Origin of the sequence: Mycobacterium sp. 852002-53434_SCH5985345, assembly GCF_001667155.1 — a bacterium.
GTDB lineage: Bacteria > Actinomycetota > Actinomycetes > Mycobacteriales > Mycobacteriaceae > Mycobacterium.
In genome coordinates, this window is record NZ_LZIE01000097.1 from 101364 (window position 1) to 123048 (window position 21685).

Annotated in this window: 20 protein-coding genes; 12 read left to right on the forward strand and 8 right to left on the reverse strand. The window is 64.8% G+C overall.

Translation table 11 applies throughout. From position 1 onward, the window contains the following. Positions 1-3: 3 nt before the first annotated feature. The 7 genes from A5756_RS24670 to A5756_RS24700 are packed head-to-tail and all read left to right on the forward strand — an operon-like array spanning position 4 to position 6800. Positions 4-1251 carry an acyl-CoA dehydrogenase family protein gene (locus A5756_RS24670; RefSeq protein WP_066958518.1) on the forward strand — a complete coding sequence of 416 codons (1248 nt, stop codon included), beginning with the start codon at positions 4-6 and terminating at the stop codon, positions 1249-1251. Then, on the forward strand, positions 1248-2060 hold the full coding sequence (locus tag A5756_RS24675; RefSeq protein WP_066958520.1) for an enoyl-CoA hydratase/isomerase family protein: 813 nt from the start codon (positions 1248-1250) through the stop codon (positions 2058-2060). The genes A5756_RS24670 and A5756_RS24675 overlap by 4 nt, the downstream gene beginning before the upstream one ends. Continuing rightward, on the forward strand, positions 2057-2857 hold the full coding sequence (locus A5756_RS24680; RefSeq protein WP_066958521.1) for an enoyl-CoA hydratase/isomerase family protein: 801 nt from the start codon (positions 2057-2059) through the stop codon (positions 2855-2857). Before A5756_RS24675 ends, A5756_RS24680 begins: the two co-directional genes overlap by 4 nt. Then, complete coding sequence (locus tag A5756_RS24685) at positions 2854-4305, forward strand: class I adenylate-forming enzyme family protein (protein ID WP_066958523.1); 1452 nt, start codon at positions 2854-2856, stop codon at positions 4303-4305. Before A5756_RS24680 ends, A5756_RS24685 begins: the two co-directional genes overlap by 4 nt. Further along, a complete protein-coding gene (locus tag A5756_RS24690; protein ID WP_066958526.1) occupies positions 4302-4796 on the forward strand; it encodes an SDR family oxidoreductase in 495 nt (164 codons plus the stop codon). The genes A5756_RS24685 and A5756_RS24690 overlap by 4 nt, the downstream gene beginning before the upstream one ends. Beyond that, on the forward strand, positions 4793-5551 hold the full coding sequence (locus tag A5756_RS24695) for an SDR family NAD(P)-dependent oxidoreductase (RefSeq protein ID WP_066958528.1): 759 nt from the start codon (positions 4793-4795) through the stop codon (positions 5549-5551). Before A5756_RS24690 ends, A5756_RS24695 begins: the two co-directional genes overlap by 4 nt. Before the next feature lie 55 nt (positions 5552-5606). Continuing rightward, on the forward strand, positions 5607-6800 hold the full coding sequence (locus A5756_RS24700) for an amidohydrolase family protein (protein ID WP_082948168.1): 1194 nt from the start codon (positions 5607-5609) through the stop codon (positions 6798-6800). Here A5756_RS24700 and A5756_RS24705 read toward each other — a convergent pair. Genes A5756_RS24705 through A5756_RS24725 form a run of 5 tightly spaced genes read right to left on the reverse strand, consistent with a single transcriptional unit; the run spans position 6797 to position 12695 of the window. Further along, the gene (locus tag A5756_RS24705) at positions 6797-7765 is read right to left on the reverse strand and encodes an LLM class flavin-dependent oxidoreductase (protein ID WP_066958690.1); all 969 of its coding nucleotides are present in this window, start codon (positions 7763-7765) and stop codon (positions 6797-6799) included. The genes A5756_RS24700 and A5756_RS24705 overlap by 4 nt on opposite strands. 23 nt (positions 7766-7788) lie before the next feature. Then, a complete protein-coding gene (locus A5756_RS24710) occupies positions 7789-9330 on the reverse strand; it encodes a class I adenylate-forming enzyme family protein (protein WP_066958530.1) in 1542 nt (513 codons plus the stop codon). Then, on the reverse strand, positions 9330-10529 hold the full coding sequence (locus tag A5756_RS24715) for an acyl-CoA dehydrogenase family protein (RefSeq protein ID WP_066958533.1): 1200 nt from the start codon (positions 10527-10529) through the stop codon (positions 9330-9332). The genes A5756_RS24710 and A5756_RS24715 overlap by 1 nt, the downstream gene beginning before the upstream one ends. Further along, a complete protein-coding gene (locus A5756_RS24720) occupies positions 10526-11491 on the reverse strand; it encodes an acyl-CoA dehydrogenase family protein (protein WP_066958535.1) in 966 nt (321 codons plus the stop codon). The genes A5756_RS24715 and A5756_RS24720 overlap by 4 nt, the downstream gene beginning before the upstream one ends. A 7-nt stretch (positions 11492-11498) precedes the next feature. Continuing rightward, entirely contained in the window at positions 11499-12695 is a 1197-nt protein-coding gene (locus tag A5756_RS24725) for an amidohydrolase family protein (RefSeq protein WP_066958537.1), read from the reverse strand. Between the two features lie 115 nt (positions 12696-12810). Here A5756_RS24725 and A5756_RS24730 point away from each other — a divergent pair, with 115 nt between their 5' ends. Continuing rightward, the gene (locus A5756_RS24730; protein WP_066958539.1) at positions 12811-13905 is read left to right on the forward strand and encodes an acyl-CoA dehydrogenase family protein; all 1095 of its coding nucleotides are present in this window, start codon (positions 12811-12813) and stop codon (positions 13903-13905) included. A 10-nt stretch (positions 13906-13915) separates the two neighbouring features. Next, positions 13916-14815: a TIGR03619 family F420-dependent LLM class oxidoreductase gene (locus A5756_RS24735; RefSeq protein ID WP_066958541.1), complete on the forward strand. Its 900-nt coding sequence runs from the start codon at positions 13916-13918 to the stop codon at positions 14813-14815. On the opposite strand, the gene A5756_RS24740 is transcribed toward A5756_RS24735, so the two are convergent. Beyond that, on the reverse strand, positions 14805-15242 hold the full coding sequence (locus tag A5756_RS24740; protein ID WP_066958543.1) for a nuclear transport factor 2 family protein: 438 nt from the start codon (positions 15240-15242) through the stop codon (positions 14805-14807). The two genes, A5756_RS24735 and A5756_RS24740, sit on opposite strands and share 11 nt — an antisense overlap. A gap of 60 nt (positions 15243-15302) precedes the next feature. Here A5756_RS24740 and A5756_RS24745 point away from each other — a divergent pair, with 60 nt between their 5' ends. The 3 genes from A5756_RS24745 to A5756_RS24755 all read left to right on the forward strand — a co-directional run bounded on the left by A5756_RS24745 (position 15303) and on the right by A5756_RS24755 (position 17688). After that, complete coding sequence (locus tag A5756_RS24745) at positions 15303-15938, forward strand: cysteine hydrolase (protein ID WP_066958546.1); 636 nt, start codon at positions 15303-15305, stop codon at positions 15936-15938. A gap of 89 nt (positions 15939-16027) precedes the next feature. Next, positions 16028-17221 carry an amidohydrolase family protein gene (locus A5756_RS24750; protein ID WP_066958548.1) on the forward strand — a complete coding sequence of 398 codons (1194 nt, stop codon included), beginning with the start codon at positions 16028-16030 and terminating at the stop codon, positions 17219-17221. Further along, on the forward strand, positions 17218-17688 hold the full coding sequence (locus A5756_RS24755; RefSeq protein WP_066958550.1) for a MaoC family dehydratase: 471 nt from the start codon (positions 17218-17220) through the stop codon (positions 17686-17688). The genes A5756_RS24750 and A5756_RS24755 overlap by 4 nt, the downstream gene beginning before the upstream one ends. A 2-nt stretch (positions 17689-17690) precedes the next feature. Here A5756_RS24755 and A5756_RS24760 read toward each other — a convergent pair whose 3' ends face one another. Then, the gene (locus A5756_RS24760) at positions 17691-20054 is read right to left on the reverse strand and encodes a CaiB/BaiF CoA-transferase family protein (protein WP_066958552.1); all 2364 of its coding nucleotides are present in this window, start codon (positions 20052-20054) and stop codon (positions 17691-17693) included. Continuing rightward, positions 20051-21508, reverse strand: a complete 1458-nt coding sequence (locus A5756_RS24765; protein WP_066958695.1) for an aldehyde dehydrogenase family protein — start codon at positions 21506-21508, stop codon at positions 20051-20053. The genes A5756_RS24760 and A5756_RS24765 overlap by 4 nt, the downstream gene beginning before the upstream one ends. Positions 21509-21685 lie beyond the last annotated feature (177 nt).

Sequence of the window (21685 nt, forward strand, 5' to 3'; positions counted from 1 at the left end):
CTCATGATGCGTTTGCCGATCACCCCCGACACCTCCGCGATCGACGCCGTCGAGGTGGTGCGGCAGTGGATTGCCGCGGAGGTGCCCGCGGCGTGGCGCTCGGCCGCCGCCGAAGGGCCCGCGGCCCTGCGGGCCGTCCGCACCGCGGCCGACTACCGGGATTGGTATCCGACATTCGCCGAATCGGGACTGGTCGCACCGACCTGGCTTCCGGAGCACGGTGGCCTGGGCGTCGGCAACGACATTGCACGTGCGATTGAGATGGTCCTGGCTCCGCTCCGACTCACCCGGTTGAATCCGTTGGGGCTCAACAACGCCGCGGCGGCATTGTTCAGTCACGGCACCGAGGAACAGCGGCTGCGCTTCCTTCCGCCCATCGTCCGCAACGAAGAGAAGTGGTGTCAGCTTTTCAGCGAACCTGGCGCGGGCTCCGATCTCGCGTCATTGGCGACCCGAGCCGAACGCGACGGCGATCAATGGGTGATCTCCGGACAGAAGGTGTGGACCACGTGGGCCGACGAGGCGGACTTCGCGATCCTACTGGCGCGCACCGATCCGGACCAGCCCAAGCACAAGGGCATCACGTACTTCCTGCTCGACATGCACCAACCGGGCGTCGACGTGCGACCGCTGCGCCAGGTCACCGGCGAAGCGGAGTTCAACGAAGTCTTCCTCGATGGCGCGCGGGTGCCCGACGAGCATCGGGTCGGGGAGATCAATGACGGCTGGCGGGTCAGCGCGTCGACCCTGTCCAGTGAACGGCAGATGGTTTCCGGATCGGGATCGGGCGGTATGGGGCGCCTCGGTGGTTCTGGCGCTGAGCGCCTGATCTCCCTGGCCCGAGAAACCGGGCGCTGGGCCGACCCCGTCGTGCGAAACAAGGTTATGCGCCTGTGGGCGCAGGAGCAGATCCGCGGTTGGACCAATGCCCGAGTGCGCGAGGCGCTTTCAGCGGGCCAGTCGCCCGGTGCGGCGTCCTCGATCGGCAAGGTCCATCAGGCCACGCTCAACCAACAGATCCAAAATTTGATGGCCGATTTGCTGGGTACCGCTGCGGTGGCCTGGCCTGCCACCGGCGATCCCGACGCGTTGCCCCGAGAGGTGCAGGGCATGCTGCGCAGCCTGGCCAACGCCACCGAGGGCGGCACGAGCGACATCAACAAAAACATCCTCGGCGAGCGCGTGCTCGGTCTGGCCAAGGAGCCGGATCCGTGGAAGGGTAAGCCCTGGAAGGAAATTCCACGCTCGTGACCGGCTACGAGCGGTTGATCGTCGAGAAGTCCGACGGCGTCGGCTGGCTGATCCTGAACCGGCCGGATGCCGGCAACGCGTTCGACGCGCTGATGCTCGACGAACTCGAGGCCGCGTGGGCCGAGTTGGATGCCGACCGCGACGTGTATGTGATCGTCAATGCCGCCAACGGCAAGGCGTTCTGCACCGGTATGGACGTCGTGCAGGTGGCTCGCGACAAGGAGGCCATGCGGCGACACTCGCGCCGGACCAGGGACGCCGAGCTGAAGATTTCGTCGTGGCATTGCGGGGTATGGAAGCCGGTGATCGCGGCGGTCAATGGGGTGTGTGCGGGCGGGGGTCTGCACTTGGTTGCCGACGCCGACATCGTCATCGCCGCCGAGGAGGCTTCGTTCGTCGACCCGCATGTCTCGGTCGGGCAAGCAGTTGCATACGAAGCAATCACACTGCTACGTAAATCGCCGATGGAGGCGATCACCCGAATGGCGTTGAGCGGTACGGGCGAGCGCATCTTGGCCCAACGGGCATACGAATTGGGCATCGTCTCGGATGTCGTGCCAGCCGATCAGCTTCGGGCGACCGCCGGCCGGCTGGCCGCCGCTGTCGCAACGAACTCCCCCACCGCGATGCGCGCCACCAAGAAGGCATTGTGGCATTCCCTCGAAGTGGGCCTGTCCGCAGCCAAACACGCTGCCAGCGAGGAGATTTGGCGGCTTCGCAGTCACCCCGACCACGCCGAGGGCGCACGCGCCTGGCGTGACAAGCGATCCGCGCGCTGGCGGCCGCTGGACCCCGCGGAGGTTTCATGAGCTATCGAAGGTTGATCGTCGAGCGGCGCGGCCCGGTGGGCTGGATCATCAACAACCGGCCCGACCGACTCAATGCGTACGACGCGACGATGCGTGAGGAATTCCCCAAGGCGTGGGCCGAATTGGACGCGGATCCCGCTGTCCGCGTCATCGTGCACACCGGCAACGGCCGGGCGTTTCAGGTTGGCGCCGACGTCGAGGACCTCGACGGCGAGGCGGTGCAGCAGTTCCAGGAGTCGATGCGCACGCTCGACCTGAAGTTGACGGGCTGGCATTGCAACGTGGGAAAGCCCGTCATCACGGCCGTCAACGGGGTGTGCGCGGGTGGCGGACTGCATTGGGTCGCCGACGCCGACATCGTCATCGCGTCGTCCGATGCGACCTTCGTCGACCCGCACGTCTCCATCGGCCAGGTCAGCGCGCTGGAGACAATCGCCCTGATGCGAAAGATGCCCGCCGAGGCGGTGTTGAGGATGGCGCTCGTCGGCAGCCACGAACGCCTGACGGCCCAACGCGCGTACCAGCTCGGCATGATCAGCCAGATCGTCGACCCTCCCGACAAGCTCCGCGACGTCGCGCAGGAACTCGCCGAGAAGATCGCGTTGAACTCGCCCGCCGCGATGCGGGCGACCAAGCGCGCGTTGTGGGGCGCGCTCGAATACGGCTTGACGGATGCGTGCCGAGCGGGCGCCAAGCACTTGACGTCGATGTGGGGCCATCCCGACCAGAACGAGGGGCCACGGGCGTTCGCAGACAAGCGCACACCGGATTGGCAACCACTGGAAGCGGACTCGTGAGTCTCGCCGAACTGCTGGCCGACCTGCCCGACACGGCCGTGCACACGTTGACCGCCGATGTCTCGCGCGACGATATGGTGGCGAGCGCAGATCGCCTGGCCGCGATACTCACCGAAGCCGGCTTGGTGTCCGGACAAGTCGTCGCGGCGATGCTGCCCAACGATGCCGGCACGGTGGCCGCGTTGTTCGGGACCTGGCGTGCCGGTGGGGTTTACACGCCGCTCAACCCACGGGCCGCCGATAAGGAGTTGGCATCCCAGCTCGCAACATTGCGGCCGGTCGCCGTCATCACCACACCTGAGCTGGCCCTTCGCTTCTCGGATTACAAGTTGCCCGTCGTGGCCGCCTCGCGCTTGGCCTGGTCGCTTTCGCCATCGTCGGAACGGCCGCCCGATCCGCGGCACTACGACCGGGATGTGGCACTGCTGCAATTCACGTCGGGAACCACCGGCCCGCCGAAGCCGGTGCCACTTCGTCATGCAACCGTCCTGGATCTGATCGACCGCCTGTTGGCCAAGCTCCGCGGCGCGAAACCGGCGGCGGCCAGAGCGAACCGGGCACCAATGCCGAACCTCGTTCCGCTCTCGCTGTCGTTATGGGCCGGCATCTACCAGGTGCTGTTCGCCTTTCGGGCGGGCTCGGGGGTGGTGCTCATGGACAAGTTCTCACCTGCCGAGTTCGCCGCACTGGTCAAGCGGCACCGGTTGCGCTCCACGGTTTTGCCCCCGGCGGCGTTGACGATGGTCCTGCACGACGAGTCGGTCACCGACCTGTCGCCGCTGAAGATCGTACGATCGATCACCGCTCCCCTGTCCCCCGTGCAAGCCGGCAGGTTCCGCGACAAGTTCGGCGTCATCGTGCTCAACTCCTACGGCCAAACCGAACTCGGCGGCGAAGTCGTCGGATGGTCGGCCGCCGACGCGCGGGAATGGGGCGAGACCAAGCTCGGCTCGGTCGGACGCCCGCTGCCCGGCATTGATGTCACGATCGCCGACGACGAGGTGATGGTGCGCACGCCGACGACGGCGGCTCGCAAGATCGATCCGGCGTTTCTTGACAGGCTCACTGACGACGGCTGGTTCCACACCGGCGACCTCGGGTGGTTCGACGAGGACGGATTCCTATGGCTGGACGGCCGGGTGTCGGACATGATCAACCGCGGTGGGCTGAAGGTCTTTCCCGGCACCGTGGAGGACGTGCTGCTGGCCGCCGAGGGAGTACGCGAAGCGGCCGTGGTGGGCATTCCCGATGAGCGCCTCGGCGAGGTGCCCTGGGCGTTCGTCGCTTGTCACGCCCACGATCTGTCCGAAGACGACCTGATCGCCTGGTGCCGGGAGCACCTGACGCCCTACCGCGTACCCGTGCGTGTCGTGTTCGTCGAGCGGTTGCCACGCAACGATGTCGGCAAGGTCGTCAGACGCGACCTCGCCGCTTTGGCCGACGCGTGACCGCGGTCGTCCTTGGTCCCGCCGAGGCCCTCTCGAGGGCGTTGGCCGACGAGGTTGGCGACGTGATTGTCGTCGACGCGAACGCGGCTGCTGACGAGACGATGTGGCAAACCCTTGTCGCGCTCCAAGCGGCGTACACGTCCATGGTGGCCGATGACAGGCGAATCGTCGTGATACTGCCGACCATCGGAATCTCGGGTGCAGCGGGGCTGGTGAATTACACCGCCGCGATCGAGGGCATTCGGTCGATGGCGAAATCGGCGGCGCGGCAATGGGGATCGGAGGGTATCGCGGTCAACATCATTGCCGCGCCAGTGAGCCTCTTCCGGTCGGACATCGACGCGTCTCACCTGACTTCTGCCGCGGTGTCCAATGACGGCATGCTGATTCACTCCGTCGTGGAGACGGCTAAGTTTCTTCTGCGCCATGACATCGACCACCTTACCGGGCAGACAGTCATCGTCGACGGCGGATCAGTGATGTTGCCGTGAAGCTCGAAGGACTCACCGTGCTGGTGACCGGGTCTGGCGGCGGTGTCGGGCGTGGCATAGCGATGGCCCTGGCCGCTGCGGGGGCGCACACGATCGTCGCCACCCGTTCCGACACTGGACAGTCGGTCGCCGACGAAATCACCTCGCGCGGGCATCGCGCGACATGGGCCCGTTGCGACGTCACCGATCGGGCCGCGGTCGCCGACGCGGTTTCCCTCGCGGTCGGGCTCACCGGCGGGCTCGACGCCATTGTGCACAACGCCACGAGCAATTCCTCGAGCAAGCCGCACCAACTGGCGGATGTGGATCGCGCGCTCTGGGAGGATCACTTCTCCGTCTCCCTCGGCGGTGCCCAACACTGTGCCGCCGCCGCGTTTTGGGCGCTCAAGCAACGCGGCGGCACGTTCGTGGTCATGACGTCGCCGGCTGGGATGGAGGGCAGCGCGACACTGCCCTTGTACGCGACGATGAAGGGCGCGCTGCGCGGCTTCGCCAAGAGCTTGGCCCGCGAATGGGCTCCGCACGGCATCACGGTGAACGTGGTGTCACCGCTTGCGTATTCGCCTGCCATGACCGCCGCGATCGAGGCGGAACCCGCGATGGAGGAGAGGTTGGCTCGCAGGATTCCCCTGGGACGCATCGGCGACCCAGAGCAAGACATCGGGTCGGCCGTCGCATTTCTGATCGGTCCCGATGCGCGCTACATCACCGGGCAGACCCTGGGTGTAGACGGTGGTCATTTTATGAATCTCTAGGGCCGATGGGGCCGGATATTGCAGTTTGCTATATTGAGAATCAACATTCTCACACATGTTGGAGGCGCTGGTGACTGATGGAAAAGCGTTCGAGGTCTGGGATGCCGACAACCACATGTACGAGACCATCGATGCCTACACCCGCTACCTGCCGGAGAAATACTCCGAGGCGCTGAAGTTCGTCGACGTGAACGGGCGCAAGAAGCTGCAGATCCTCGGCGTCATCACCGAGACCATACCCAACCCGACTTATGAAGTTATTCCGACGCCGGGCGCTTGGGCCGACTACTTCCGGGGCGTAAATCCGGAAGGCAAGACGCTGCGCGAACTTGCCGAGCCAATCCGGTGCCCCGACGAATTTCGGCGTCCCGACCTGCGCCTGGCATTGATGGAACGCCAAGGCGTCGACGGCGCCGTGATGTTTCCGACGACGGCCGGCATGCTCGAGGAACGGACCAAATCCGACACCGAACTCACCCACGCCGTCACGCATGCGTTCAACCGGTGGCTACTCGAAGACTGGACGTTCAACTATCGGAACCGGATCTTCCCCGTCCCCGCGATCTCGCTCAACGACCCCGCGTTGGGCGTCCAGGAACTTGACTGGTGCCTGGAAAACGGAGCCAGGACGGTGCTGATTAGGCCGGCACCGGTCCCGCGCGAGGACGGCACCTCCCGTTCTGCAGCGCTGCCCGAATTCGACGAGTTCTGGCGGCTGGTCGAGTCGTCGGGCATCTCGGTCCAAATGCACAATTCGGACTCCGGATATGAGCGCTACGTCGACGATTGGGAGGACGCAACCGAGTTCAACGGTTTCGCGCTAAGCAAGCTGCGGGGTTTCATTTACGAGGAGAGCCGAAACATCTTCGATACCCTCGCAGCCTTCATCGCGCACGGGGTGTTCGAACGTTTTCCCGGGGTGCGCGTCGGCGTGGTCGAGAACGGCGGCTCGTGGGCGCACCGCCTGTTGGACGTGTTCGACCGCGTCTACCGAAAGAGGCCGTATGACTTCAGCGAGCATCCTTGTGATGTCTTCCGCAGGCACGTGTGGGTCAACCCGTTTCACGAGGAGGACATGTCGCACCTCATCGACATTCTCGGCACGGACCGCGTAATGTTCGGATCGGACTACCCGCACCCGGAGGGGCTCGCCGAACCGGCGAAATTCGTAGGCGAACTCGCAAACCTTCCAGCCGACATCACCGCGCGCGTCATGGGGGGAAATCTCAAGGAGCTCATCGGGATCTAGGTTGCCAGCTGTCCGAGATCGGCGAAGCGCTTCAAGTAGGGCCACGCAATCTCGGTTGGCATGCCGCCGCACAGTGGTGAGAGGTTCATGACTTCCCCGCTGGCGACACGCTCGGCCGCCTCCTCCACCGACAGAATCACGTGCGTCGTGGCCTGACGCCGCAGCTCGTCGACGGTCTTCGCGTGCGTGATGTTGGCCGACACGGCGTTGTCGGGATTCCACTCGCCGTATGCCATCGCATCGTGCAGCAGGTACTTGCCGATCTCGTCCCACGCCGCGTCGACATCCTCTGCCACGAAGCAATTGGTGGCCGCGTCGCGCTCGGGAATCAGCACGAAACCCGGTTGGTGACCATTCTGCCGACACGCCTGTTCATAGGCCTCCCGCATGCCCGGGACCCCGCCGTTGGCCAGCAGACCAAGGCCGTTTCGGCCAGCGCGCCGCGCGGCGGCCAGGCTCGCCCCACCCCACATCAACATCGGCCCACCCGCAGTGTGCGGCAGTGGCGTCACCTTCATCCGCCGGCCCCCATGAACGACCTCCTCGCCGGTGAGCAACCGGCGCAGAATGCCGAGCTTCTCCTCAGCCAGTCGTCCACGCTCGGACAACGAGAGCCCGAAGTGGTCGAATTCCTCTCGGCGATAGCCAATCCCGAACACATAACTGGCCCGGCCAGCGCTGATGTGGTCCAGCACCGATATGTCCTCGGCCAGCCGGGCCACATCGTAGAACGGAAGAATGACGACCAAGTTCAGCATCAGCCGCTTGGTCCGCGCCGCGATCGCCGAGCCGAGCAGCAGCGGCGACGGCAAGTAACCGTCGGCGGCGCAATGGTGTTCGCACAACACGACGGCCACGCATCCGCGGGACTCGGCCCATGCGGCCATGTCGGCGGCCGCTGCGTAGAGTTCGCTCGCGGGCGCACCGATCTGCGGTGCTCTCATATCGAACCGAAGCGTGAACATTCCCACCGGCAGTTCCAAACCCTCTACGTTTCGCCGAACCGGCTGCGAAGTTCATTCTTCAACACCTTGCCGGTGAGATTTCGCGGAAGCGCCTCCACGACCTCGAGCCGCTCCGGTGATTTGTGTCGGCTCAGATTTTGCGTCGCGCAGTGTTCCGCGAGCTCGGCAAGCGTGACATCTCGTCCGGGTGCAGCGACAACGACTGCGCAAACACGTTCACCCGTACGAAGATCCGGCACGCCGATGACCGCGACGTCGGCGACGGCGGGGTGGGTGGCCAGAACACCCTCGATCTCCAGCGCCGAGATTGTTTCCGCATTGCGGATGATCGCGTCCTTGATCCGTCCGGTGATGACGACGTTTCCTTCGGCATCGATACGACCTCGGTCGCCGCTGCGAAACCAGCCGTCGGCGTCGAACGCATCGCCGTTGAGCGTCTCGTCAACGTAGCCAAGGAAGCACTGCGGCCCCTTGAGCCGGAGCTCGCCGACTTCGCCAGGACCGACCTCCCGTTCGGACTCGTCGACGACACGGATGCCTACCCCCGGCACCGGGCGGCCCACGGTGTGGTCAAGCACGTCCGGCTCTCCGTCCGGCGGTGGTGAGGTCACGACCGGAAACTCGGTGAGCCCCCACGCATTGGCCACTCCGGCGACCGAAAACGTCTCGCGCACTTGTCGTCCCAGCTCGGCGGTGATCGGCGCTCCACCGCCGACACAGCCCCGCAGATCGGGGAACAGCGGATCGGTGCCGTGCTCCCGCTGTGCTGCCATGTAGGCGACGAAGAAGGGGGTAGCCGACCCGAGCATCGTCGGCCGATGCGCCGCGACCGCCTTTGGGGTGAGCACGGGATCGAAGGTGTCGAACAACACCAGCCGCATCCCGGTGAACAGGCTCGCCGCCAACATCGCGGCACCGCCTATATGCGAAACCGGAAACGTAATCGGATTGACGTCGGTGTTCGACGCGCCAAACATTCCCACTACTCCGGCCGACCCGGCGATAACCGAGCGATCGCAATGCCGCACGCCCTTTGGCGCCGCAGTGGTGCCCGAGGAGTAGTAAACCCAGCGTGGATCTTCGCCGGACCTCGGCGGCGCGGGGAGACGGATCGGATCGCCGACCGGCAGGCGAAGCCCTTCCGTTATCGGCGCGTCATGATCTATGACGACCACCGACATCGGCCGCTCCTTTGCCAGCTTCGACGCAAGTGCGGTGTGGTCGAAACCCCGCCAATGGCCCGGGACGATGAACACTTCGGTCGCGAGTTGTTCAGTGACGAAACGGACTTCGCTCTCGCGCCAGATGGGCAGGATCGGGTTCTGCACGGCGCCGAGTCGGGTCAGTGCCGCCATGACAACCATCGTCTCCAGAGTGGTGGGCAGCTGCCAGGAAACTACCGAACCGACACCAACCCCGCGTTCTGCCAATGCCGCTGCGACGCTTGCCGCCGAATCCCGCAGCTGCGAATTCGTCAGACTGCGGCCGAAGTCGTCGACGAGGACGACGCGGTCGGGATTTGTCTCGGCCGCCGCTTCGACCAGGCTCCAGTAGGTTTCGGACATCACTTGCTCGGCAACAACAGCCGACGTTTGGCGAGGATGTTACGCATCATCTCCGAGCTTCCGCCGGAGATCGTATAGGCACGTGACCATAGCCAGCATTCTCGGAGACGCTGTTTGGCCTGCTCGACACTCGGATCGGCCGCTACGGTGCATACCATCGCGGCGAGTTCGGTGCCATAGGCCGAAACCCGGTGGTAGGTCTCGGAGAAGCTGAGTTTGGCTATCGAGCCGTCACCCGGTTGATCCGCGCCGATGATCAGACGTTCGACGTGATCGTCGATGAAGGCCTTCGCCACTTCGGCTTCGACGGCCAACTCGCCCACTGTCTGCCGGATGTCATCGCGTTCAAGCGCCGGGATGCCGTCGAGGGTGGCGTTGCGCGCCACCATCACCAGATCGTCGATCAGCAGCTCGAGCAGGATGACGTTTCCGCCGATGCCGAACCGTTCGAAGTCCAAGCCCGCCATGATGATCGGCCATCCCTGGCCGGGCTCGCCGATCAGGCTTCCCGCCGGCAGCGTTACGCCATCGAGAAAAACCTCGTTCACCTCGATCGCCTCGTTGATCGTCCGGATCGGACGAACCTCGACGCCTGGCGTCGACATGGGCACCGCGAACACCGAAAGGCCTTGGTGGCGCAGTGAAGCCGGGTCGGTGCGGATGAGCGCGAGCCCCATGTCGGCCCAGTGGCCGTCGGTGATCCAGGTTTTCTGACCGTCGAGCACCCATGTTCCGTCCGGTTGCCCGACAGCCCTGCTGCGGACGGCGGCGATATCGCTGCCGGCATCGGGTTCGCTGAGCAACTGACACCACACGTGCTCGCTGCGCCGGATCGGCGGCAGCAGTGCGGCCTTCTGCTCGTCCGACCCGAAGTGCAGGAGCACGTGGGCCGCAAGGTTGACCTGGTCGACGGGGCGCGGGGCACGGGCACGCAGGAGCTCTTCGCTGAGAATGCGGTCGTGCAGGGGGTGGTGATCCGCACGTCCGCCGTGCTCGACCGGCCAGTCCGCCCCGACGAAACTCGCATCGAACAACGTCGCGAACCACCTGCGCAACTGCGCTTCCTGCTCGGCGTTTTCCGGCGCCCGACGTCCCTCTCTGGCGTCGAATGGAGGTGCGTGCTCGGCGATGTGCGCCCTGACCCGATGCCTGAACTCGGTCAGCTCCGCTTCGCTGGGACGGGCGGGTGCGACGCTCACCAGCCCGACCTTTGCGCAAAAAGCGCACGGCTGGAGCGAGCCGTGCCGAGCAGATAGCCGTTGGTGAATACCCGACGCAGCTCGCGATGCAACGGGTACTCCCAGGTGAATCCGATGCCACCCGACAGTTGCATACACTCGTCCACGGCAGCGGTTGCCTTGGCGGCGACGAACGCGTGCGCCGCGGCGGATAATGTGATTGCGACGTCCAAGTTTTCGTCGGCCTCGAGGGCGCGGCACGCCTTCATGACGATCGCGCGTGCCTTCGCCTCGAACACCAACAGATCCACCAGTCGGTGTTGCACCACTTGAAAACTCGCGATCGGCGCACCGAACGCGATGCGCTCCTTCAGGTAGCCGACCAACCGCTCGAACGTGCTCGAAAAGGCTCCCAGCGAATCCGCGCCGAGCAGGACCCTGGCCACCGCCAGCAGCTGAGCCGCCCGTTGCGGGCCGCCGATCAACACGCTGTCCGCCCCACCGGCCTCGACGCGCCATGCTGCGCGGTCGAGATCCAGCAGCTCGTCATCACGGCTTCGCGGGATTGTTTCCGCTAACTCGAACAGATGGATTCCGTTGTGCTCCAGTGTGACCAGGATGTCAATCGCATCTCCGCGCGCAACCCGAACCGTGTCGGCAGACTGCGCGCAGCCCGCCGTCGCGGTTCCGTCGAGCATCGCGGGCAACCATCGGTCGCGCACCTCGCCGGGTGCCGAAGCCAACGCGGCAGCAGATAGCACGGACCCAAACCAGGTTGACGAGTTGTGCGCGCGGCCGAGTTCCTCGGCGATGACCGTCGTCTCCACAGGACGCCAACCGCTGCCGCCGAGATTCTCCTCGACGAGCAGCCCCGTCCAGTCCATGGCCGCGAGTTCTTTGACCGAGTCTTGGGCGCGGCGCCCGGTCAGGAAATCGCGCGCCCCTGCGCGCAGCAGATCGAGATCGATGTCATCATCTGCCATAGAGCGTCTAGCTCCGCCCAATGAGATGCTCAGCGTTGTCACGCATTATCCGTTTCTTGGTGGCATCGTCGAGCGGGTCGAGCAACTTGACGAAGTCAGCAGGCTCGGCCAGTCCTTCCGCATGCGGGTAATCGGAGCCCATCACCAGACAGTCGTCGTAGCCCAAGCTGGCGACGATCGCGGGCGTATCGTCCTCGGGATACGGCACCACCCGGACGTGCTGGCGGAAGATGGCAGACGGCTTTTCCGTCAGTTTCCCGCCGATCCATGGACCATTTCGGCCCATGCCGCGGCTCTTGTCCATGTGTTTGGTGAAGAAGGGCACCCACTCTGCACCGTGTTCGGCGACAAGCACGTTCAAGCCGGGAAAGCGGCCGAACAGGTTGTCGAAGATCAGCGCTGAGAGGGTGTCCTCGATCGGGCGTTGGCCGTAGACGTTCATCCACTGCCAGGCCGACATGTGCCACGAGGCAGGATCTGCGCAGTGCCCCCAGGCAGGCGAGATCGCATCGAAGTACCAGAAGGGCATGATGTGGAACACGAGGACGCAGCCGGCTTCCTGAAGCCGGGCGTAAATCGGATCAAAGTGGGGATCGCCGGGAGATCTGCCGTATGCCGGTCCCGTCGGCAACATGACAAACTTCGCGCCCTGCGCGATCAAGGCGTCGGTTTCGCGGATGGCCGAGTCGAGGTCGCGAAGTGAAAGCAGCCCGGTCGCGTATATGCGGTCCTGGTAGTTGAACCCCCATTCCTCGTCGAACCATCGATTGAAGGACCGGAGATTTGCGTATAGCGCCGCGGTGTCGTCGACGTAGTGCTCGGCAGCCAGGGCCATGCCGCTCGGGTAGATGACCATCCGCTCGACGTTCTGCTTCCCCATCACCGCGAGCCGTGCTGACCGCTCGATGTACTCGGGCTGCATGGGTTGGGGCTCGTAGGACTCCTCTGGGTTGCCTGATCCCATCTGCCTGAGCATCTCTTTCAGCGATCCGGGGCGGTATGCGACGTCCAGCCCCAGCCCCCCTTCGCTGTTGAAGGTTGCGACACGATGGCCGGCGAGGATTACCTCGACCCCGTCGGCTCCCCGAACGGTGGTGATCGCGCGATTCTGGAACTCCTTGGGCAGGTATCGAGTAAACGCGTCACGCGTCTCGTAGCAATGCGTGTCGCAGTCGATGATCCCGTAGTCGAGTTTCGTCGTCACCGCGCGGCTCCTTCATGCGAGAATGGTGATTCTCCTATTTCAGAAAAGATACTATCCTTTCCCGGCAATGCCTATCCCGGGTCGGGCCGGGCAGACCCACACCGAAGGAACCAGGATGAGCGAAGCCGACGAACTCCGACAGGCGGTGCGGGAGTTCCTGGAGGCCGCCTCGCCGTCCGGCCGGGTACGCGACCTCATGTCCACCGCGGAGGGATATGACGAATCGGTGTGGCATCAGATGGCCGGCGAACTGGGGCTGCACGGCATCGCCGTTCCCGAGGAGTTCGGCGGTGCGGGTGCCACCTTGGCCGAACTCGCGGTCGTGTTCGAGGAGATGGGCGCCGCCCTGTTGTGTGCGCCGTTCTTCTCCACCGTCGCACTCGCCACGCAAGCGATCCTCTGTAGCGGCGATACCGTCGCGATGGGCGACTACCTACCGCGTTTCGTCGACGGATCCATGACCGCGACGGCGATCCTCAACGGCGGCCTCGATGCGTGGGAGCCGCAAGCCGTCACACTGACTGCACGCGCCGGTGGCACCGGTCATCGGATTCATGGCGATGCGGATCTCGTCCTCGACGGCCATACCGCCGATGTCATTCTCGCCGCGGCGAATACGAGCGCAGGCACATCACTGTTCGCGGTCGCGGCGGACGCCGACGGGCTGACGCGTGAACCGCTCGCCACGCTCGACCGCACGCGCAAGGTCGCACGCCTACGGTTCCACGACGTCCCCGCACGATTGATCGGAACCGATGGGGACGCTGCCGCGGGCCTGGCCCGCACGTGCGACCTCGCGATCGCCGCGCTGGCCGCCGAGCAGGTTGGCGGCGCCCAACGCTGCCTCGATATGGCCGTGGGCTACGCCAAGGAGCGAGTTCAGTTCGGGCGCGCCATCGGCAGCTTTCAGGCCGTCAAGCACCGGTGCGCGGACATGCTGGTGCTCGTCGAGGGCGCTCGCTCCGCCGCCGTCCACGCTGCGGAATCCGCCGACGGCAGCGACCTGCCGATTGCCGCGTCGGTGGCGAAGATGGCCTGCTCGGAGGCCTTTCTGCAAGTCGCCTTGGACAACATGCGAATCCACGGCGGAATCGGGTTTACCTGGGAACACGACGCACACCTCTACGTTCGGCGCGCCAAGGCCACCGAGCTGATCTTCGGCAGCCCCGACCACCATGCCCAACGCTTGGCAGCCTTAGCCGCACCATGAAAGGACGAACGTGACCATCTCGTACTCCCTCGAACTGCCCACCCAGCGGGTAGACGCCGTAACTGAATTCGTCACCGCCGACGCGATATCCGAAATCGCCCGGGTCGGCGAGGCGAGCGGCTTCGCCGCCGTGCACGTCACCGATCACCCCGCCCCCGACGCGAAATGGCTCGACCACGGCGGACACCACGCCCTGGACCCGTTCGTCGCGCTGTCGTTCGCGGCGGCCGCCACCACGGAGGTGAAGCTGCTCACCAACGTCTACATCGCGGCCTACCGCAATCCCTTTCTGGGCGCGAAGTCGATCCAGAGCCTGGACGTCCTCTCCGGCGGTCGGCTGATACTGGGTACCGCCGCGGGTTACCTCAAACCCGAATTCAGGGCGCTTGGAATCGATTTCGACAACCGCGGGGCTTTGCTCGACGAGGCGCTCGACGTGCTGGACAAGGTGCTCACCGGCGACGATGTCGCGTACGAGGGCAGCTCGTTCGCGGCTCGAGGTGTGCGACTCTATCCAGTACCGGCGACCCCACCCCCGATTTGGGTCGGCGGCAACAGCAGGCCCGCCGTCCGCCGTGCGGTTGCCCGCGCCCAGGGGTGGGCGCCGTTCAACACGTTCGGCTACGCCGCCGCGTCACGGACCGCGGAAATCTCGACGCTGGAGGAACTGGCGGCGGCCATCGTGTGGGCCAAGAAGCACGCGGCTGAGATCGGCCGCACGGAGCCGCTGGACATCTGTTTCTCGGCAGGCAACCTGCTCGACGACAGCATATCGACCGACGAACGGCACGCCACGATCGCGAAGCTGGAGGCGATGGGCGTGACCTGGCTGACCATCGCGCCCCAGGGAGCCACCCGGGCCGAGTTCATCGACCACGCGCACGCTTTCGCCGAGAAGTTCATCGCATGAGGCTGTCGGCAGCAAAGGCGTCGACGCTGATACGACGATGCGCGAACAACCACCGCCCGTCCAGCGGGACGAGGACGTCGCGATAGCGTCCCCAATGGTCGAGGCCGATGTCGGTGTGGACGGCGAAATAGCTACTGACCTCGACACGGTCCGTGGCGACGCGACCAAACCGAATGCTCGAAACATGATGGCGCACATGAGTCGGCACCCGTCTCGCCGGGTCGGGATCCTTGGACATGGCAGCACCGAGCCCCGCCTCGATCGCCGCAGGACCGGTGAGCGGTTGCGCTCCGCCGGTGAACTCGAGGACGCCGTCCGGCGTGAAGCAGACGGCGAGACCGCGCAGATCGAACCGGTCGGTGGCGGCGGTGTAGTCGGCGAGCGTCTGGCGCACCGACTCGCGGATATCGAGCTCCCAGGCGTCCATGTACCTCCCAGCGGTCCGTGACTGGAAATTACGTTCTCACACACGATAACGTCTATTCTCATGCCGCAACCCAGCCTGCTCGATCTGTTGACACCCGCAACGACCGCCCTGGTCACCCAGGAATGCCAAGGCGGAGTGATCGGCCCTCAGGCCGGCCTGCCGATGCTGGCGGAGGAAGCCAGACGGGAGGCGATACCCAACATCGCCGCGCTCCTCAAGGCGGCACGCGCGACCGGCGTTTCGGTCGTGCACTGCGTCATGCAAAAGCGCCCGGACAATCGCGGGTCCAATACCAACGCCAGGCTGTTCATGGCGGGCAAGTCATTCGCCGCCGATTTGACCCCGGGTAGCCCCGGCGCCTCGGTGCTGCCTGAGTTCGGTCCGGAACCAAGCGATCTGGTCCTTAACCGCACGCACGGTGTCGGACCGATGACCGGCACCGACCTCGACTCGGTGCTGCGCAACCTCGGTATCCAGACGATCGTGGGCGTAGGCGTTTCGGTCAACATCGCGATTCAGAACTTCGTGATGGACGCGGTCAATCGCAGCTATCAGTTCGTGCTTCCGCGTGATGCGGTGAGCGGTTACCCGCGCGACTACGCGGAATCGATCATCGACAACACGTTGGCCCTCCTGGCCACCGTGACCACTACCGAAGCAGTCGTGAACGCGTGGAACGATCTCTGTAGGACATGACCCCGCATAGATGTTGCGGGGCGTTGGTGATAACGTCGTTTCCACAAAGCGTAAACGGCCATATTCGCTGCTCTGGAGGGATCCGTCACATGTCTACCCGGTCCTTGCCGTATCCGGTCTTCGACATCGACAACCACATGTACGAGACGACGGACGCGCTCACCAAGTACCTGCCCAAGGAACACAAAGGCAAGGTCGGCTACGTCGAGGTCAACGGCCGGCCCAAGCTTGTCGTCAAGGACCACATCAGCCACATGATCCCCAACCCGACGTTCGAGCGGGTGGCGAGGCCGGGCAGCGCCGAGGATTACTTCCTGGGCAACAATCCAGAAGGGCTCAACTTCCGCGAGTTCATCGGTGAGGCAATGAATGTCATCCCCGCTTACCAGTCCCCGGCTCCCAGGTTGGAGCTGATGGATGAGCTCGGCATTGATCAATGCGTCATGTACCCCACCCTCGCCAGCCTCATCGAGGAGCGCACCACCGACGACGTCGTACTAACCCACGCCATCATCCATGCCCTCAACGAGTGGATGCACGAACACTGGACGTTCAACTATCACAACCGCATCTTCGCGACGCCCGTCGTCTGCCTGCCCCTGGTCGCCGAGGCCATCAAGGAGCTGCACTGGTGCCTCGAGCGGGGCATGAAGACGTTCTTGGTTCGCCCCGCTCCGGTGCCCAGCCGCTTCGGCGGCTCGCGGTCTATGGGTCTGCCCGAGTTCGACCCGTTCTGGGAAGAAGTCGTCAAGGCCGGTATTCCGGTGACCATGCATGCGTCGGATAGCGGATACCAGAAGCACCTGATGGAATGGGAGGGCGGCGACGAGTACCTCTCGTTCAAGCCCAGCGCACTGCGCGAGGTGGTGATGGGCCACCGCGCCATCGAGGACACCCTGGCCGCGATGATCTGCCACGGTGCACTGTCCCGCTTCCCCGACTTGAAGATATTTTGCGTCGAGAACGGCAGCGGGTGGGTACGCAATCTTCTCGAACAGCTCAACACCGCGTACAAGATCATGCCCAAGGAGTTCGACGAGCACCCTGTCGCGGTGTTCAAACGCAACATCTACATCCACCCGTTCCTCGAGGACGACGTCAAGGGGATCGTCGACATCATGGGTGAGGATCACGTGATGTTCGGCTCCGACTTTCCCCACCCCGAGGGCATCGGCGACCCGTTGAGCTTTGTCGACCGGCTCGACGGCATCTCCGATGCCGCGAAGGCGAAGATCATGGGCGGCAACGCCATTGAGCAGTTGGGACTCAAGGTCCCAGCATGACGCAGTCCATGCCCACGGTCTACGAGGGCATCTCCGGCTTCGAATCGCACGTCGGCGAGCACCTCGGCTACAGCGGGTGGCACGAGGTCACCCAGAAGGAAATCGACCTGTTCGCCGAGGCGACCGGTGACCACCAATGGATTCATGTCGACGCGGAGCGGGCGGCCAACGGCCCATACGGTAGGACGATCGCGCACGGATATCTCACCCTGTCGCTGGTTCCCATTCTGGTGCAACAGATTTACCAGGTGACGGGACTGTCGATGCAAGTCAACTACGGTTCTGACAAGCTTCGCTTCCCCGCCCCGGTGCCCGTCGACTCGCGCATCCGCGCCGGCGCCGAACTGATCAAGGTGGAACGCAACGACAAGGGTGGGCGGGCCACCGTGCGAGTCACCGTCGAGGTTGAGGGGTCCGACCGACCGGCATGTGTGGTCGACACCATCGCGGCCATGGTCGATGCCTGAACCTACGCGTTCAGCAGCCGCTCGCCGATAATCTGATCGTCGCGCAGTTTCGTCAGCTCGTCATCTGACAGACCGAGAGCGCCCAGCACCTCGTCGTTGTGCTGACCGAGCGTCGGCGACGGTGCACGGTGATGACGCCGCGGTCCCGGCGTGATCCGAAACGGCCAGCCCGGGAACCGATGTCGGCCAGAGAGTGGATGCTCGAGCTCCTCGTAAAAGCCGCGCACCTGGAGCTGGTCGATGTCGTACATGCGGTCCGCGGTGAGTATCCGCTCCGCGGGTACTCCGCCCCGCCGCAGACGGTCGGCGGCCTCGTCTGATGTTCGGCGCGCAGTCCACCGGGCGAGCACTTCGTCGAACGCGTCGTGGTTGTGCAGCCGTGCCTCCGGTGAGGCGAACCGCGGATCCTCGTTCAGTTCAGGACGACCGATGGCGTCGACGACGGCGGCCCAGTCGGCATCATCACGCACCGAAACGGCGACCCACTCGTCATCGCCACTGGCCGGATAGACGCCTTGTGCGTAGCAGCGGTGTCGATTCCCTTCTCGTTGGCGCAACTGGTGGGTCAGTGAGTATTCGATGACCGGCTCGGCGGTCACCGCCGCGCCGACCTCGATCTGCGCGACCTCGATCAGTTGGCCTTCACCGGTTCTGCGTTTGTGCTCGAGCGCGGCCAGCAGGGCGACGGTGGCGTGTACACCCACGATCGGATCGGCAGGCCCCTGCAGGTTGCACGGTGGGCCGTCGGGGTAACCGGTGGCCGCCGACATCCCCGATATCTGCTCAAAGTTCAGCGCCCACCCGACGTAATCGCGCCAGGGGCCTTCGAGGCCGAGGCCCGGCATGCGGACCATGACGACATCCGGATTCACCTTCACCAGCGAGGCATAATCCAGGCCGAACTGCTCGACCACGCGCGGCGAGAAGTTCTCCACCACGACGTCCGCTTCGGCGGCGAGCTTCAGGGCCAATTCGCGGCCGGCTTCGGTGCTGAGATTCAAGGTGATATCTCGCTTGTTGAGGTTGGTGCCCTGCCACATCGGCCCTATCTCGTACCAGTCATCGGTGCTGCGCAGCAGCGAGCCCGAATATCGGTGACCGTCCGGACGCTGGATCGACTCGACCTTCACCACATCAGCGCCGAATGCGCCCAGATAGCAGGTGAGGTAGGCGCCGGACCAGAATGTGCTCAGGTCGAAAACCTTGAGATCTGCGAATGGCATTGTCGCATTGTCAACTTCAGACACGGGGGGCGCCGTCCGTTGGTCCTGCGATGGAGCCGCAGCTACGTCTCCGAGCCGCGGGGCTGGCTTCGGTGGCTCAACCGGCGTGCGGACCAAGCGGAACGGTGCGCCCGGTCGCAGGAAGCGTTGGCCTTCCGATTCGCTTTCGATGAAGAAGCCGCGCTCGCGGTACTGGGGACAGTCCAGGATGGATGCTGCGTCGTTGACCGGCGCGGCGGGGATTCGCATTGCCTGGCTCAACTCGACCAGGTCGGCCACGGTCATCGAATCGAGCCACGGCTGCGCCTTCGCGAAGAACTCCTCGCGTTCGGGACCGCCCAACATGATGGCTATCTGGTGATCTCCGAACTCCGGCAGTCCTACCATCGCGCAGACGTCCAGCCAGTGCTGTCCCGTCAAGCAGTTGATCCCGATCCAGCCGTCGGCGCCACGCACTATGCCGAGCATCGGACCCGCCTTTGAATTCGGCGGAAGACCAAGGCTTTTCAAGCGTTCGGCCATCAGCATCGGATACGCCAAGGTGGACAAGAGCGACTCGAACGCCGAGACATCGACCTCGATCACCCGCTCAAGACCGGCATCGGCAACCCGCAGGGCCGTCAGCGCCGCGAGCGCGGCGTAGCTGCCCGCGATGTACTCGGGGATGCGGACGCCGGCCTGTACCGGCGTCCGGCCGAGTTGGCGAGTGTTGACCCAGCCCGACGCGGCCTGCAGGGTCAGCGATGTCGATTGGCGATTCCGGCGCGGGCCCTCCTGGCCGTAGTCGGAGATCCGGACGACCACGAGATTCGGATTGAGGCGTTGGAGAGCGTCACGGTCGAGTCCCCAGTTGAACCTGTCGGCCGATCCGGCCGGCAGATCCTCGACGACCACGTCTGCGTGAGCAATAAACTCAGCGAGCGCATCGGGATGCGCCTCGAGATCGATAGTCAGCCCGTGCTTTCCAGCGTTCAAATACTCAAACAATCCGCCCGACGGCCCCCACCTTCGCAGCGGATCCCCCGTCGGCGACTCAACCTTGTATACGTCGGCGCCCAGATCGACGAGCAATTTCGTGCAATACGGCGCCGAAATATCGGTTCCGACCTCGACCACCCGCAGCCCGGACAGGGACCCCGTCACGCAGGCACTCCGATCGCCTTGGGTTCCATGTATGCCCGCAGCCCCATGACGCCGCCTTCGCGCCCGATTCCGCTCTGCTTGAACCCGCCGAAGGGCGCGTCGCCGGGTATCGTGCCGTTGATCGAGACCTGACCGGTCCTGATCCGTCGCGCAAGTCCGACCGCGCGCTCGATGTCGGTGCCCCAGACCGCGCCACCGAGCCCGTAGGCCGAATCGTTTGCGATGCCGACCGCTTCGTCGTCGTCGCGGTATCGCAGCACCGTCAATACCGGCCCGAACACCTCCTCCTGCGCGATAAACGACTCCGCGGTGGCATCCGTCAAAACCGTGGGCTCGAAATAGAAACCGCGGTCGAGTCCGGCCGGCCGCCTGCCGCCGGCGACAATCTTGGCCCCGTCGCTTTCCGCGCGCCTGACGAAACCCTCGACCCTGTCCAGGTGTTGGCGACTGATCAGCGGACCCATGCCGGTGGCCTCGTCGGTCGGGTCTCCCACCGTGACGTTGCGAGCCAGCTCGGCCAGCCGGTCGACGACATCGTCGTGCAGCTTGTCGGGGACCACCAGACGACTGTTCAAGATGCACGCCTGACCTGCGTGCATCGTGCAGCCTTCGAAGAGCAGCCGCTCGAACAATTCGTCAGTCAGATCGACATCGTCCAGCAGGATGCTCGCCGACTTGCCGCCGCACTCGAGCAGGATCCGTTTCATTGAGGTTGCGGCACCGGCCATCACGTCGCGACCGACGGCCGAACTTCCGGTGAAGGTGACCATGTCGACGCGGGGATCGACGGTCAAGATCCTGCTGGCCTCCACACTGCTCGGAGTGACGACGTTGACGACGCCAGGTGGAATGTCGGTCTCCTCGTCGATCAGCCGCGCCAGTGCGAGACCGGCCAGCGGTGTCAACGGCGAGGGCTTGAGGACAAGCGTGTTGCCCGCGGCCAGCGCGGCTCCCAGCTTCATCACGTTCAGCGTGTGCGGGAAGTTCCACGGCGTCATCGCCGCGACCACCCCGAGCGGCTCGTAACGCAACAGGGTGGTGCCCGCCGCGCCCCACGCGTCCATCGGGGCCTCAGCCGGCTCGAGCGCGAGTTCTGCGGCATGGCCGACCATGAACGCGGGGCCCTCCACATGGATCAAGCGCTCGTTTGCTGTGCAGCCCCACTCAGCCTGCGCCAGCGCGTAGATCTCGTCGCCTCGGGCGAGCAGCGCGTCGCTGAGCTGTTGGAGGCAGCGAGACCGCTCGGCTGGATCCGCCACGGCCCACGGCCCGGAATCGAAGGCGGTGCGCGCGGCACCGATGGCCTGCTCGACCTGCGCGACCCCGGCATCCGGCGCCGAGGCAATCACCAACTCTGTCGCCGGGTTGACGACGTCATATCGTCCGGTGTCCGGTTCGACCCAACCGCCATCGATATAGACGCCGTACCTGTCCACCAGGCTCGATTCGGCCATCACGTCACTGGACCTTCCCGGTTGGTCGCCGAACTGTACGGTGTCGCCCCGATCTCGATGCGAGGTGTCCGACAATTCTTCAATTATGTACACCTGATGATGCACGGGCGTCAATGTTCTCGGCGTTTAGCGGGGCGAATGGCGATTGACATCGGCGACACCTGTGCTGTAGACACA

Coding starts and splice junctions, on each gene's coding strand:
- A5756_RS24670 (WP_066958518.1), top strand. CDS start 4: ATGATGCGTTTGCCGATCACCCCCGACACCTCCGCGATCGACGCCGTC.
- A5756_RS24680 (WP_066958521.1), top strand. CDS start 2,057: ATGAGCTATCGAAGGTTGATCGTCGAGCGGCGCGGCCCGGTGGGCTGG.
- A5756_RS24700 (WP_082948168.1), top strand. CDS start 5,607: ATGTTGGAGGCGCTGGTGACTGATGGAAAAGCGTTCGAGGTCTGGGAT.
- A5756_RS24705 (WP_066958690.1), bottom strand. CDS start 7,765: ATGTTCACGCTTCGGTTCGATATGAGAGCACCGCAGATCGGTGCGCCC.
- A5756_RS24710 (WP_066958530.1), bottom strand. CDS start 9,330: ATGTCCGAAACCTACTGGAGCCTGGTCGAAGCGGCGGCCGAGACAAAT.
- A5756_RS24720 (WP_066958535.1), bottom strand. CDS start 11,491: ATGGCAGATGATGACATCGATCTCGATCTGCTGCGCGCAGGGGCGCGC.
- A5756_RS24730 (WP_066958539.1), top strand. CDS start 12,811: ATGAGCGAAGCCGACGAACTCCGACAGGCGGTGCGGGAGTTCCTGGAG.
- A5756_RS24740 (WP_066958543.1), bottom strand. CDS start 15,242: ATGGACGCCTGGGAGCTCGATATCCGCGAGTCGGTGCGCCAGACGCTC.
- A5756_RS24745 (WP_066958546.1), top strand. CDS start 15,303: ATGCCGCAACCCAGCCTGCTCGATCTGTTGACACCCGCAACGACCGCC.
- A5756_RS24750 (WP_066958548.1), top strand. CDS start 16,028: ATGTCTACCCGGTCCTTGCCGTATCCGGTCTTCGACATCGACAACCAC.
- A5756_RS24755 (WP_066958550.1), top strand. CDS start 17,218: ATGACGCAGTCCATGCCCACGGTCTACGAGGGCATCTCCGGCTTCGAA.
- A5756_RS24765 (WP_066958695.1), bottom strand. CDS start 21,508: ATGGCCGAATCGAGCCTGGTGGACAGGTACGGCGTCTATATCGATGGC.